At 48.9% G+C, this 12,807-nt stretch carries 14 protein-coding genes; 8 read left to right on the forward strand and 6 right to left on the reverse strand.

The annotated features are described in order from the left end of the window. Positions 1 to 7 precede the first annotated feature (7 nt). From ACJJI4_RS17245 to mnhG, 3 genes are read left to right on the forward strand one after another with little or no spacing between them, the layout of a single operon-like run. Positions 8 to 481, forward strand: coding sequence for a Na+/H+ antiporter subunit E (locus tag ACJJI4_RS17245; RefSeq protein ID WP_413663317.1), 474 nt, complete (start codon positions 8 to 10; stop codon positions 479 to 481). Beyond that, the gene (locus ACJJI4_RS17250) at positions 481 to 816 is read left to right on the forward strand and encodes a cation:proton antiporter (RefSeq protein ID WP_444911519.1); all 336 of its coding nucleotides are present in this window, start codon (positions 481 to 483) and stop codon (positions 814 to 816) included. Before ACJJI4_RS17245 ends, ACJJI4_RS17250 begins: the two co-directional genes overlap by 1 nt. After that, a complete protein-coding gene (mnhG, locus tag ACJJI4_RS17255) occupies positions 806 to 1,150 on the forward strand; it encodes a monovalent cation/H(+) antiporter subunit G (protein ID WP_413663319.1) in 345 nt (114 codons plus the stop codon). Before ACJJI4_RS17250 ends, mnhG begins: the two co-directional genes overlap by 11 nt. 3 nt (positions 1,151 to 1,153) lie before the next feature. Here the strand turns inward: mnhG and ACJJI4_RS17260 are convergent, their stop codons facing one another. From ACJJI4_RS17260 to ACJJI4_RS17275, 4 genes are read right to left on the reverse strand one after another with little or no spacing between them, the layout of a single operon-like run. Beyond that, the gene (locus tag ACJJI4_RS17260; RefSeq protein ID WP_444925923.1) at positions 1,154 to 2,254 is read right to left on the reverse strand and encodes a 5-(carboxyamino)imidazole ribonucleotide synthase; all 1,101 of its coding nucleotides are present in this window, start codon (positions 2,252 to 2,254) and stop codon (positions 1,154 to 1,156) included. A gap of 12 nt (positions 2,255 to 2,266) precedes the next feature. Further along, positions 2,267 to 2,758 (reverse strand): 5-(carboxyamino)imidazole ribonucleotide mutase, encoded by a 492-nt coding sequence (gene purE, locus ACJJI4_RS17265; protein WP_282931253.1) that lies wholly within the window; start codon positions 2,756 to 2,758, stop codon positions 2,267 to 2,269. 6 nt (positions 2,759 to 2,764) lie between these two features. Then, complete coding sequence (locus ACJJI4_RS17270; protein ID WP_444925924.1) at positions 2,765 to 3,694, reverse strand: sodium-dependent bicarbonate transport family permease; 930 nt, start codon at positions 3,692 to 3,694, stop codon at positions 2,765 to 2,767. Between the two features lie 2 nt (positions 3,695 to 3,696). Continuing rightward, entirely contained in the window at positions 3,697 to 3,915 is a 219-nt protein-coding gene (locus tag ACJJI4_RS17275; protein WP_282931251.1) for a hypothetical protein, read from the reverse strand. 113 nt (positions 3,916 to 4,028) lie between these two features. On the opposite strand from ACJJI4_RS17275, the gene ACJJI4_RS17280 reads away from it, so the two are divergent. The 3 genes from ACJJI4_RS17280 (at position 4,029) to ACJJI4_RS17290 (ending at position 8,558) form a co-directional block, all read left to right on the forward strand. Continuing rightward, a complete protein-coding gene (locus ACJJI4_RS17280; protein ID WP_444925925.1) occupies positions 4,029 to 4,958 on the forward strand; it encodes a LysR family transcriptional regulator in 930 nt (309 codons plus the stop codon). Positions 4,959 to 5,281: 323 nt separating this feature from the next. Beyond that, on the forward strand, positions 5,282 to 6,046 hold the full coding sequence (locus ACJJI4_RS17285) for an OmpW/AlkL family protein (RefSeq protein WP_444925926.1): 765 nt from the start codon (positions 5,282 to 5,284) through the stop codon (positions 6,044 to 6,046). A gap of 151 nt (positions 6,047 to 6,197) precedes the next feature. Beyond that, positions 6,198 to 8,558, forward strand: coding sequence for an autotransporter family protein (locus ACJJI4_RS17290; protein WP_444925927.1), 2,361 nt, complete (start codon positions 6,198 to 6,200; stop codon positions 8,556 to 8,558). Positions 8,559 to 8,638: 80 nt separating this feature from the next. Here ACJJI4_RS17290 and ACJJI4_RS17295 read toward each other — a convergent pair whose 3' ends face one another. Next, positions 8,639 to 9,556, reverse strand: coding sequence for a glycosyltransferase family A protein (locus ACJJI4_RS17295; protein WP_444925928.1), 918 nt, complete (start codon positions 9,554 to 9,556; stop codon positions 8,639 to 8,641). Between the two features lie 211 nt (positions 9,557 to 9,767). Beyond that, positions 9,768 to 10,670, reverse strand: coding sequence for a bile acid:sodium symporter family protein (locus ACJJI4_RS17300; RefSeq protein WP_444892036.1), 903 nt, complete (start codon positions 10,668 to 10,670; stop codon positions 9,768 to 9,770). Positions 10,671 to 10,933: 263 nt separating this feature from the next. Here ACJJI4_RS17300 and ACJJI4_RS17305 point away from each other — a divergent pair, with 263 nt between their 5' ends. After that, positions 10,934 to 11,887, forward strand: a complete 954-nt coding sequence (locus tag ACJJI4_RS17305) for a DUF1853 family protein (protein ID WP_444925929.1) — start codon at positions 10,934 to 10,936, stop codon at positions 11,885 to 11,887. A gap of 124 nt (positions 11,888 to 12,011) precedes the next feature. After that, a complete protein-coding gene (locus ACJJI4_RS17310; protein ID WP_282931244.1) occupies positions 12,012 to 12,569 on the forward strand; it encodes a GbsR/MarR family transcriptional regulator in 558 nt (185 codons plus the stop codon). Positions 12,570 to 12,807: the final 238 nt, after the last annotated feature.

A 12,807-nucleotide genomic window follows, 5' to 3' on the forward strand; every position in this document is an offset into this window, starting at 1 on the left:
AATAGAAATGCGTATTTTTCTATTAAATTTATTGCTCGCGATCAGTTGGTCGGCCCTGACCGGCAATGCTTCCATGGCAAATTTCTTCTTTGGTTTTCTGATCGGATTTCTGGCACTGCGAGTCTCACCTATATTACCCGGGGCACAGACTTACTTTACCCGCTTGCCCCGTTTGGCTCATTTATTCTTTTTCTTTATCGAGGAGCTTGTTTTATCCAGCCTGCGTGCAGCCTATGAAGTCTTTTCGCCCCGCTTGCAAAGCCGGCCCCTGGTAGTACGGCTACCCATGGAGAGGCTCGATAGAAACCAGATTTTTATTCTCACTAACTTAATTTCGCTGACACCGGGCACTATGGTATTGGATGTCACACCCAACAATGATGCCTTAATCGTACATACTATGTTTGTCAGTGATCCAGAAACCTTTCGCGAGGAGATTAGGGAGGGATTTGAGAAACGGGTTAAGGAGGCCGTTTCCTGATGTTTCTCACAATTATCGATATTCATTCGCCACTGGTCACAGTAGCAATCAATATTGCTTCCTTTCTATTGTTACTCGCCCTGGTGATGTGCTTCCTACGTATCGCTTTGGGCCCCACCCTAGCAGACAGGGTTGTCGCCCTGGATGTTCTCAATATTTTGGCGGTAGCCTACTGTGCACTACTGGCAATCGCCTCGGGACAACCCGTGTATCTGGACGCTGCCATCGCCCTGGCCCTGGTCGCATTTTTAGTGAGTGTGGCCTTTGCCCGTTTTATTGAAAAAAGCGGCTCGCGCACAGTCACCCACAGCCATAGGGATCGTGATGACATTTGATGAAATTTTTATCGCTTTGATAATTCTGGTGGGCAGTTTTTTTGGGTTCAGTGCCGCTTTGGGCTTGTTGCGAATGCCGGACTTTTACACTCGAATGAGTACATCGGGAAAAGGGGCTACGGTGTGTTGCGGATTATTGCTGGCGGGCGTAGCAATTCTTTTTAGTGACGCTCAGGTAACAGCCAGGGCCATAGCCGCTATTTTATTCTTATTACTTACAGTGCCAATTGGTGTCCATATGATTGCCCGGGCGGCTTATCGAGCCGGCACTCCCATGTGGCGGGGTACCGGCTACAAACTCAAGTTCAAGAACCCGATGCGCAATATTCAGTAAGCACTAAATCTTTTCGCCGTAAAGTTCTTCAATCATACTTTCGCTGCGCTGACGCAGGTGCTCCATATCCGGGTCCTGTAAAATGACATGACCCATTTTGCGCCCAGGGCGAAGTGCTTTGCCGTACAGCCAAACACCATCGTTATCCTGCTTCGGAGCTACATCAACCCCCAACATATTGACCATCGCAACCGGCACCGGGCAGGCAGTATCGCCCAGGGGCATATCCAGTATCGCGCGGATATGATTGGCAAATTGGCTGGCCTCAGGGCCGACAAAGGTCCAATGACCGCTGTTGTGAACTCGCGGTGCCACTTCGTTGACAATCAGGCCGCTCTCACTGACAAAACACTCAACGGCCAATACACCCACATAGTCCCAGTCCTTCAGCAGGGTCGCCAGGTAACCCTCTGCGGCCTTGAGCAACTCCGGGCTGTCGTAGGGAGCAGTGGACAGCAGTAAGGTGCCGTTGCGGTGGCGGTTTTCCGTCAGCGGATAGGCTTTAATTTCACCAGATGCCGAGCGAGCACCGATAATGGAAACTTCACAGGCGAAATTCACCCCAGCCTCAACCACACACTCCTGATCTCCAGCTTGGGGAATGGCAGCATCCAAGTCTGCAGCACTCTTCACACACCATTGGTTCTTGCCGTCGTAGCCATTTTCACAGCTCTTAATAAACGCCGGATATCCCAGTTGATCGACCGCTTCCCGCAGCTCTTTTTCACCCTGTGCTGCTGCGAAAGGTGCAACAGGCAGTCCAGAGTCTGTGAGTGCTCGCTTCTCACGCAAGCGGTGCTGGGCCTTCTCTGTAATATGCGGGTCCGGATATACCGGACAGAAGGGCTGAAAAGAGCGCAGCAAGTCCACACTCACTTGCTCCCTCTCACTGGTGATCACTTCCGGGCGTCCCAGTGCCTGATACAAGGCCTCAGGGTCCTGTCCCGGTTCCATCTCCACGATAGTCCCCAGTCCCTTCACACAGTCGGTATTTTCACCGGTCTCAGCCAGGAAACTGAACTCCACTCCGAGGGGCTGCCCCTCTTGAGCCATCATCTGTGCCAACTGCCCACAGCCAATAATGGCAACTCGTCTCTTACTCACAACGATCTCCTATCACTCAACCGTGATCGGGACTTGCTCGGTCTGACGCTCACGCCAGGCGATCAGGCGCTTCTGCAATTCCGCATCAGCCAAAGACAACATCTGCGCAGCCATCAAACCTGCATTGTAGGCACCGGAAGCGCCAACCGCCTGGGTTGCTACCGCCACACCGCGAGGCATCTGCACAATGGATAACAAGCTGTCCATACCCGTCATAAAACGGCTCTCAACCGGCACTGCGATCACAGGCAGGGGAGTCAAAGCAGCGATCATACCCGGCAGGTGGGCGGAGCCGCCGGCGCCGGCAATAATCACTTCGGTACCGGATTCGTGGGCACGGCTGGCAAATTCAACCATACGCTGGGGAGTTCTGTGGGCCGAAACCACAGCAGTAGCAAAGGGAACTTCGAGCTCTTCCAGAGGCTTAGTCGCGTTGCTCATGGTGGCCCAATCTGAGCGGGAACCCATTACGATAGTGACTTTTTCAAAGGGAATCGGCTTCACTTGCGATTAACTCCAATATTGAACGAGCGCCAGATAGACGGGAATCGCCACCAGCACATTGAAAGGAAAGGTAACTGCCAGGGACAAAGTGATGGACACACTAGCATTGGCCTGCGGCAGGGCAACGGACATAGTCGCAGGCACAGCGATATAAGAGGCACTGCTACCGAGCACCGCGAGCAGAAAGATACCACCAGGCGACAACCCCAACAAACTCCCCAAGATACCGCCAGCGGCACCGCCAATCAGCGGCATAAAAATGCCGAAGCTGAGCAGGAAAGCACCCTGCCCTCTAACATCGGCCAACCGCGCCGCAGCGACACGCCCCATTTCCAGCAGAAAGAGCGCCAATATGCCATGAAACAGGGTCCCAAACAAAGGCATTACTGAAGCGGTGCGCTCTCCAGCCCAGGCTCCGATAACGATTCCCCCCAGGAGCAACAGTACTCCCTGGTTGCAGGTGACCTCGTGAAACACCCGGCGCTTGCTCGAACTGCCCATCGATTGCCGTGCCAACAACATGCCGACAATGATTGCCGGGACTTCAAGAAGCGCTACAAACAGAGGGAAATACGCTTCGTATTCAATATTCTGTGACTGTAGCAGGGCTACAGCCACCGCGTAGGTGGCAACACTGACAGACCCATAGTGCGCCGCCGTTGCCGCCGCATCCACACGTGACCACTTGCCAATCCAGCGCAAGATAGGGAAAGCCACCAGGGGTAACAGGGCACCAAAAGCCACCACCGCCAGGGACTGGGGAACCAGGGTGGCAGCGGAATACGCACTTAAAGCAGCACCACCTTTCAGGCCGATGGCGATTAGCAGGAAGATAACGCAGCTCTGGTAAAGACCTTTGGGTAAACGCAGGTCACTGCGAACCAGCTGGGCAAAGGCGCCCAGCAGAAAGAAACCAACAACAATATCCAACTGCATCTCTATCGCTGTCCCCGGCGCTGTCTGGAGCGATTATTGGAGATACGTATGCGTTTCGGGGTTTGCTGCGCCATCAGCCAGTAAGCAGCATTCGCAAGAACCACCACTAGGCCTACAGCCATCAAGGGAACCCCGTTCATACCGGCAAGATTTACTGATAAGCCTGTGCTTAAAACTAACAAGCCGACAACCACGCCAAAGAAGAGTTGTGATCTCTGCATTGATAATGCCCCCACTGGTTATTGAAATTGACGCATTATCGGAATTGCTATTGATAGATAAAAATAGATATTTATTATGTAAACTATAAACCAAAACCTATATAGGTGATTTTGTGCCCTTAACTCGTGCCCATGCCCGCATTGGAACCGTTCGACAACTGGAGATCCTGCTCTGTGTCTATGAGTTGGGCAATATCAGCGCCGCAGCCAGAAAACTGCACCTGACCCAGCCGAGCGTATCGATGCAGCTGGCCAAACTCTCCGATGCGGTGGGTTTACCTCTGTATTACTCGGTGGGCAGGCAACTGCAATTTACGGAGGCCGGGCAAACCCTGGTAGAAAGTGCCCGGGAAATCCTGAAGAGTTACGAGTACCTGGACCTGAAACTGGCCCAATTGCGAGGGTTGGATACCGGCAGCTTACAACTGGCAGTAGTGACCACCGCCAAATACTTTATCCCCCACCTGATCGGGGAGTTTTATCAGCAGCATCCGCGACTGGATATCCACTTCAGGGTGGGCAACCGCCAACAGATCATTGATTACACCGGTGAGGATGAAGATGACTTCTACGTATTCAGCCATCCTCCAAAGAGCCAGGACCTGGAGCTGGTGGAGTTTCTACCCAACCGATTACTGGCGATAGCGCCTGAGAACCACCCACTGGCCTCCCGCAAGAAAATCTCCATGCAAGAATTTGCAGGATGTCAGTTCCTACATCGGGAAGAGGGCTCCGGTACACGCCATGCCATTGAACAGTTCCTGCGCAAACGTAATGTAGACCTCAAGCTCCGTATGACCATTGAGAGCAATGAAGCCATTAAGCACGCGGTTATGTCCGGTCTGGGGGTCTCTATATTGTCGGAGCATACCCTGGCATTTGGCGGGCGTGCAGGCTTGTCAATTCTCGATGTCGAAGAGCTTCCCATTGTCACCCACTGGTATTTAGCTCGACGCAAATCACGTCCACTATCACCAGCAGCACAGAAGTTCCTGGAATACGCCCGCAATCTGGAAAAAGTGCCCCTGGGTAATCTCCCGTAGCCCAGCCTTATCACTGGAAAAGAGGGAAAGAATACACTGCACCCAAGACTCGCAGTGGAAATTTCCCTGTAAACTCGAATAGACACTTATACCCCCAAAGGCACCAAGCGCATTATTCTTTCTCTCCTTATAAATTCCCTTCTCCCTGTAAACCTGGCTAGATAATTTAGGCCTCAAATTTTGAAAAATTCCCTGCGACCTTTTTCATTCCTGCTACTTTTTGGGGTACTTGGCCCATGCACTGCCAATAATTATCAACCAAAGCCACCTATGGCAGATAAGCTGTTTTGCCTGTGTCCGGATTTTCAAAGATGGGTATCGAGATGACCGCAAAAGGAATTAATAAAGGAATTATTACTCTACTTTTCACTCTCTCAGCACTATCGACCCATGCCCAGGATGATTGGCGTGATATCGAATGGGGTGAATTTATTGTTCGTTTTGGCCTGACTTATGTCCAGCCAAACGATGAGGGCACAGCGCTTAAATATAGAGTTTTACAGCAATGGGATTTATACAACAGCAGCTGGCAAATCGACACGACTCATGCATGGCAAATTTCGGGAGTGTGGCGACCCAGCGATCGCTGGGGCATTGAATTAATGCATATTAATGGCGCCAACTATGGTACGAAGCTGGATAATTTCACCGGCAATTCCGGGCGAAACCAAATCCAGCTCGGCGACTTCAGTACTACAACAACAATGGTTTTCGGTAACTGGTACTTCTTAGATCCATCCTATCGCGCTCGCCCCTATATCGGTGCAGGAATCAATTACACCAATTTCCACACCGTTGAAATCAGCCGCCAGTTTAACGAATACCTTTTAGACTCTGGACTGTCAGTTGCACCAGGATCATTAAACATGGGGCACTCCTGGGATTGGGGGTTACAAGCCGGCCTGGATTATATCTTTGATTTCCGCGACTGGAGGTATCCTCTAGTGCTTAACTTGTCCACGGTTTACTACTTGGCAGACACCGATGCCACCGTCGACTTCCCCACTGAATTGGGCAGGGATCGCCTCTATGCCCATTTTGACTACAACCCCTGGATCATAAATTTTGGGGTAGGTATTAAATTTTAGTTCCCGGAGTGATTTCATACAGTTGGGCGACAGCGAATACTCTTAAAATTTTAAGTCAAGTCATACTAGAGCTGCGTTGTCCCCAACTATAACTTCGCCGCTAAAAACCTAATCGGTATTACAACTGTCTGGCACAATAAAAGGAATAACTGTGTCTCCCCAAAAAACTGGTTTCCAGCTTTCTTCTGTAGGATTCGTAAAAATATTCCTACTCATTATGACGGTTTCTGCACTGCTTATTTTTAGCCGCCACTCTCTAGCACAATGTACCCCCGGCAATAGTGGCACCGCTGCCACAGATGAAATTACCTGTGACGAAGACAATGACCCCGATGGTGCGGACATAGAAACTTATGCCGGCAACGATACCATCATCCTTAACGGTGGGACGGCGGAAAATGTACTTGCGGGAGAGGGTGATGACGAAATTACTATCACGGGAGGAATTGTTACCTTATTTGCCGACGGCGGTGCTGGCAACGATACGATAACTCTCGACGAGCGATCCAGTGATGTAGGGAATTATCTCGGGGGGGGAGGCATTCATGGAGGCGATGGAGATGACACCCTGATTCTACTCGATGGGCTGTCCTTTCACGTCTGGGGAGGAGAAGGAAACGATACCATCACCTTGGATGGAGGATTCATTTTTAACTACCTGGATGGCGGAAACGGCGATGACTACATCTATTGGGATGAGGGCATCAGTAACGAAATTCGAGGCGGCTCCGGATCAGACACCCTACTGATAGATTCACACTCTTTCGATGGAGACGTCATACTGGATGGTGGTGATGATCTCAGTGCAAATGATGGTGAAGTCGACAATTTAATATTTAAATTGGATTACTCCGTTGATGGGACTCTTCTAAACAACTGGGAAAGAGTCGTTATCTGGGGTAGCTCCAAAATGACATTCACTGGGAGTTTAGCTGTCGGAGGAGGCCTCGATTCGGAAGGGAATTCCCTCGGCCTGGATATTCGCTGGGGTGGACAGGCATTTTTTGATAGCGACAGTTATGTAATTTCAGGAGATGTATCCAATAGTGGAACCATTGATCTATCCAACAATAGGTTCAACACCCTCACCATAGCCAAAGACGATAATGGAAACTATGGGCAGTACCGCTCTGACAATGGGCGCCTATGGGTAGACGCCGTCCTTGAAGATGATTTTTCACAGAGCGATCAACTAATTGTGGAAGGAGACAGCTCTGGCACTACCACTATCTCTGTCTTTAACCGCTCAGGTAAAGGAAAGAGGACAAAAGGCAATGGCATTAAGGTGGTTTCCGTTAAAGGCGAATCAAATGCACAATTCACCCTGGCAGGGGACTTTGTCAGTAAAGATGATCAGCAGGCAGTGATAGGTGGAGCCTATGCTTACACATTGCACCAGAACGGCGCAGGAGGAAGTGATGATGGCAGCTGGTATTTGCGTTCAACTGTGGATAACTCTTCAGTATTTCCTGAAGGCGGAATGATCCGATGGCAACCTACTGCAGTACTCTACGAAGCCCTCCCGCAAATTCTCAGAACACTCAATATTCCCTCTTCACTACGCAGCCGCCTAGGAAATCGCTATTGGGTAGGTACAAGCTATTTGGACTTGACCAGCAGCGAGTATAGCGATGCCCAAGAGCAGGCAATTGATAATCGTGGACTTTGGATCAGGAACTCTGCCCGACATATTACCCTTGATCCCAATGAGTCCAGTACCCGTGCAAACTGGAAACAAACTTACTATCAAGTACAAGTGGGCTTTGATTTACCAATACAAGTCTCCGTATTTGGAAGCCAACTTATTGGCAGCGCCGCTCTGCACTACGGCGATTCAAATAACGATGTGAGTTCATTTTTTGGTGATGGCTCAATCGATGCGAGTAACTACGGCGTCAGCGCATTTGTCACCTGGTATGGATTGGATGGCATTTTTATTGATAGTCAACTTAAGCTAAATTGGTTTGACTTTGAAATGGATGCCAAATCACTGCGCGAACTCAATAATAGCGATGAAGCATTTGGTTACGCCTTGTCTATCGAGGGCGGCAAGAGTTTTAAACTGCATGATTACTATTCCTGGACACCCCATGCGCAATTGATTTACACCTCGGAGGAAGCAAATAACTTGCAGGATATCTATGCCGTACAAGCTACAGATATCAATAACAATGGCTTCCTCTTACGTTTGGGAACCATCTTTGAAAAGCGCAAGAGCCAGCGTAAGAGCAGTCGCAATATGTATGGCTCAATTCCCCTGGAAAGGTTCTCTCTGTTCGCAACTCCGAGCCTTATTTACAATATCGACCAGAGGACTAATTTACTCGTATCGGAAACCCGACTCAGTCAAAAACCTGATACCTGGTACGGTGAATTGCGCTTAGGCGCGAGCTACGATGAGTGCGGTGATCACTGTTCTATCTATTCAGAAATTTATTACAGTAGCAGTTTGGAAAACCTGGGGAATAGTTTTTCCGGAGGTTTGGAATTAGGATTTCGTTATAAGTGGTAGCAATTTGAGATTAAACTGAAAGCCAAACATCAACCTTAGAGAACGACAGCTACATTACCTATAGATTAAGCAGCGCCTATTCACTCTAAGAGTAACTGAGTTAAATTATATTCAGAGAATACTCTGCGTATTTTCTTATCGTTACTACACTTTCCCTTTAAATTCTGTTTCTTCAAGCCGCTAGCCTGACACCCAGGGATTGTTAAAAACCTATCCCTCCAGAAACGAACATCTGGCACTCTTGCACAACTGACTCCTTGCCTCATACTCATGGCTTTAAGCCAGATATCATCCGCACTAGGACATAACTCCAAAAACTTATCTTTATTCAGAACATCGGGATGTAAAGAGCCGGGATAATATAAAACACCACCAACTCCAGTAGGAAAAACGCGATAAGAAGGTTTGATATTCATATTGCACTTCCAAGTTTCCCGCGTTGTCCTCCATTTATTGTAAGGCAATATATTGCCTTTTTTATCAACACCTATCCTGTGAGCTCGATGACAGAAAATATGTGACGGGAACTTTAAATATGACTGATACAGCATATCGATGGTATCCATCGGGTAGAGGATATCGTCATCCACCGTGACTATCAGGCTATCAGGAAATTTTTGAAGCGCGTAATAATACTTTGTGTAAGGTCCTAAATCTTCATCAACAAATTCAACTCTCAACCCACGATCCACCTGCCTCATTAAAATATTGGGCAACATATAAGCTGGAAATTCTTTGGTCGACAGCCAAAGTACAATTAAATCCGCTTTTAGCGACTGCTGAAATAAACTCTCGATACACAAATGGATATCATGGATTCGCTTTCCATAGCTAGTCAGAGAAACAACAATACTGTGTTTAGCCGCATTACCTACCCCAGAATCATTACCACTGAGGGCCGACTGCTCCAATATTCTCTTCCAGACCAGAGCATCTAATTTTAGGTTGTTGTTGATTGTATTTTTCTTGCTGCGCTTCGCCGTAAAACCCTTGAACATATTGACTTTACAATCTGGGGTTGAGACAACTCAATGCCTGGTTTTAGACATATACCTAAAAAGGACATCCAGTAATCCGTGGCCGCACATTAGAATTATTGAAATTCATAGTGCAGTAACAGAAATTGGTATAGGCGAGCTCAATTTTCCAAGATCGACCACACCCTCAATAGTAAAGGTATGGTCTAGTTTTCGGTAAATGCAACATTTACTACCCTACTTCACCTGCTCCTTCCGTCTCAGAGGCCAGTTTTTTCGTTGCACCACGGCGACCATATAACGCCAAAAGAACGCCAGATGGGAACATCAATACACCGTAAACTGCTGAGGGCACGGACATCTCGCTCGAGTGTAAGAGCGTGAGGGTTACCATCATTCCGATGGTACTGTTCTTAATACCGAGTTCCGTTGCAACCGCAACCCCTTCCCGCTTTGGCAGGCCAGCAACCCGGCTGATAAGAAGTCCCAATAGCACACCACAGAGATTCAATAGAATGACCGAGGGTCCAGCTTGAACCATCAAGTCTGCAAGGCGATCGCGAATTCCCCAGATAAGGCCTGCTACCAGTGCAAGCAATACAACCCCGCCAAAAATACTGACTATTCCCTCTGCGCGGCGAGCCAGGTGCGGTCTCCAGGCACGAAATAGCATCCCTATCACAACAGGCAAGAGGACAATACTGGATAACATCACCACTGTACTGGCGAATGGCAGAGTTATAGTCTGGTCAGCGCCGAAATAAGTTCGAAGCGCATAATTTGCGAAAAGCGGTAAACTGGCAATAGTAATCAGGCTGGCAGAAACTGTTAATACAATAGAAAGCGCCACGTTGCCGCGAGCCATCAAGGTAAACAGGTTCGATGTTGTGCCTCCCGGACAGGCGGCAATAATGACTAGGCCAACAGCAATGGCCGGTGGTAGATTTAATCCCCAGCAGAGGCCAATTGCTATAGCTGGCATCAGGAGAATTTGGGTAAAAGTTCCGATAATAAGGCCAATGGGCTTTACCGTTACCTGATGGAAATCCCTGGCAGTTAGGGTCATCCCTATTCCCACCATGATGATAAACAGCGAGATAGGCAAGCCGATCGAAATAAGGGGACCTGATTCCATGATTTTCTCCAGTATCAGTCACTGTAAGAAAAATACCCGACCAAAATCAACTTCCAGAATACAGCTGGCACTGGAGATGGATAACGAAATCAAGGCAGAAACTTCACTGCCAGAGGACTTATTTCGACATCGGTAATTCGCTGATTTTCTTGGTGCTCGGATCGATTCTTATAAGTGTAATTATTATTTTTAGTTCAGATGGTAAAGCAATCATAGATGACTGCACCAATCTGTCTTGTATTTTAGCAATATACAGAAGTTTAATGACTCAGGAAACGATACAGAAGGCCATGATTTCCTCCCTAAAAAGCGGACAGGTAGATAATTGGGACAACTTAATGTGGTCCGTGGGAAGTTCGGATATTCCCACTAGCGAGGACTCCGTTACAGCTTTTAGTGCGGCTAACCAACTCCCCTGGCTTCTACCCACGCGACGAAAGTCCCTATTGGAATACTTCTCCTGCCCGAAAGTAAAAAATACACTTTCCCCTGAACTGGATAATTACCTGCACGAACTCAACCTCAACAAACCCAACAACCGCTTGGGCACTTACTTTGAAAGGCTCTGGTCATTTGCCTTTGACAAACATCCCGACTACCAGCTGCTCTACCAAAACCTCCCTCTAAGGTCCGGCGGCAAGACACTGGGGGAACTCGACTTCGTCGTGCAACACCTGCCCAGCAACCAGTGTGAACACTGGGAAATTGCCGTAAAATTTTATCTCCAGGTTACCGATATCCATTGGGTAGGGCCTGGAATCAAGGACCGACTGAATATCAAACTGGCAAGAATGGCAGATCATCAACTGCCACTGATTGAAATGCCGGCAGTTCAATCAATGCTGAAAGAGCACGGCCTAGAGATAGATCGCCAGTGGGCGCTAATGCCCGGGAGACTATTCAAACCCCTGGATACACTTCACCGGCCCTCCAGTCATGATCTTTGGTGGGTATCGTTATCCGAGTTTCGATCACTCTCCCTGAGCCAGGCAAACCGCGGTGCTCTCGAGTGGCTGGCACTCCCCAAGCAAGCCTGGCTGGCGCCTCAGAGCGGCACCACCGGCATGACTGCCGATCAATTGCTAGAGGCGCTGCTGTCCGAAAGCTTTACCCACCCCCTGTGCATCGCCGCCGTCGATAAAAATGGCGAAGCCTGCAGAGGCTTTATCGTGCCCGACAACTGGTACCAAAGAGCCAAAAGTAGCTTGAGCATATAACCAGCCTCTCCCCAGATCAGAATCAGGGAGCCTCTGCTGGCCTCACATTATTTTCTAAATTGGTGATTGACATAGATCAATTTACATTTACAATTTTCAGAAATTTCTGAAACTTAAGAAGTAAATGAAACTATCGAGTCAAGCCCAGGCATTCGTACTGCACTTTGGTGAAATGGGTAGCCGCTGGGGATTCAATCGCACGGTGGGACAAATGTTTGCCCTACTCACCATTCATCCCACGCCACTCAATGCCGAGCAATTGGCCCAGGCACTGAAGATCAGTCGTGGCAATGTCAGTATGGGGCTCAAAGAGCTACAGGCCTGGCGCTTGGTTGAGCTGCACCATCAACCGGGCGATCGCAAAGATTATTTCACTGCAGCTGGGTCAATCTGGGACCTCGCTCGCACTGTCTTCGAAGAGCGCCGCAAGCGAGAGCTCGACCCTACATTAAGTCTGCTTCGCCAGCTGCTGCTCAATGAGCCCCAAGATGAGCTGGATGCCCAGGCACAGGAAAAAATCCAGGAAGTTTACAGCTTGCTGGAGCTACTCGAAGAATTTGCCAACACACTCAGCAAGCTAGAACACCAGGACCTGCTTAAATTGATGAAGCTAGGCTCCGGTATCGTCAAGCTACTGGAGCTCAAAAGTAAGATGACAGGTGGACAGAACACCTCAAACTAGCGAAAAAAACGCTAGCACGAGGAATATACCGCTGCACTCAAAGCGAAATAACACCTTCATCTGAAGCACTTATTCCGGGGAGAAACCCATAGGGCCAAATCCATGGCTAAAAGCCCCGGCATATTTTTAATCCAGCAGCCCATAGTGCTGGATTAAAAACGGCACAAGGCCGTGCCGCTGCCGATCCAAAGTCGGCTCCTGCAGGATTGTATACGCGGGAACACACACCTGCCTCTAT

This window comes from Microbulbifer maximicatervae (SeqCode) (assembly GCF_052467305.1).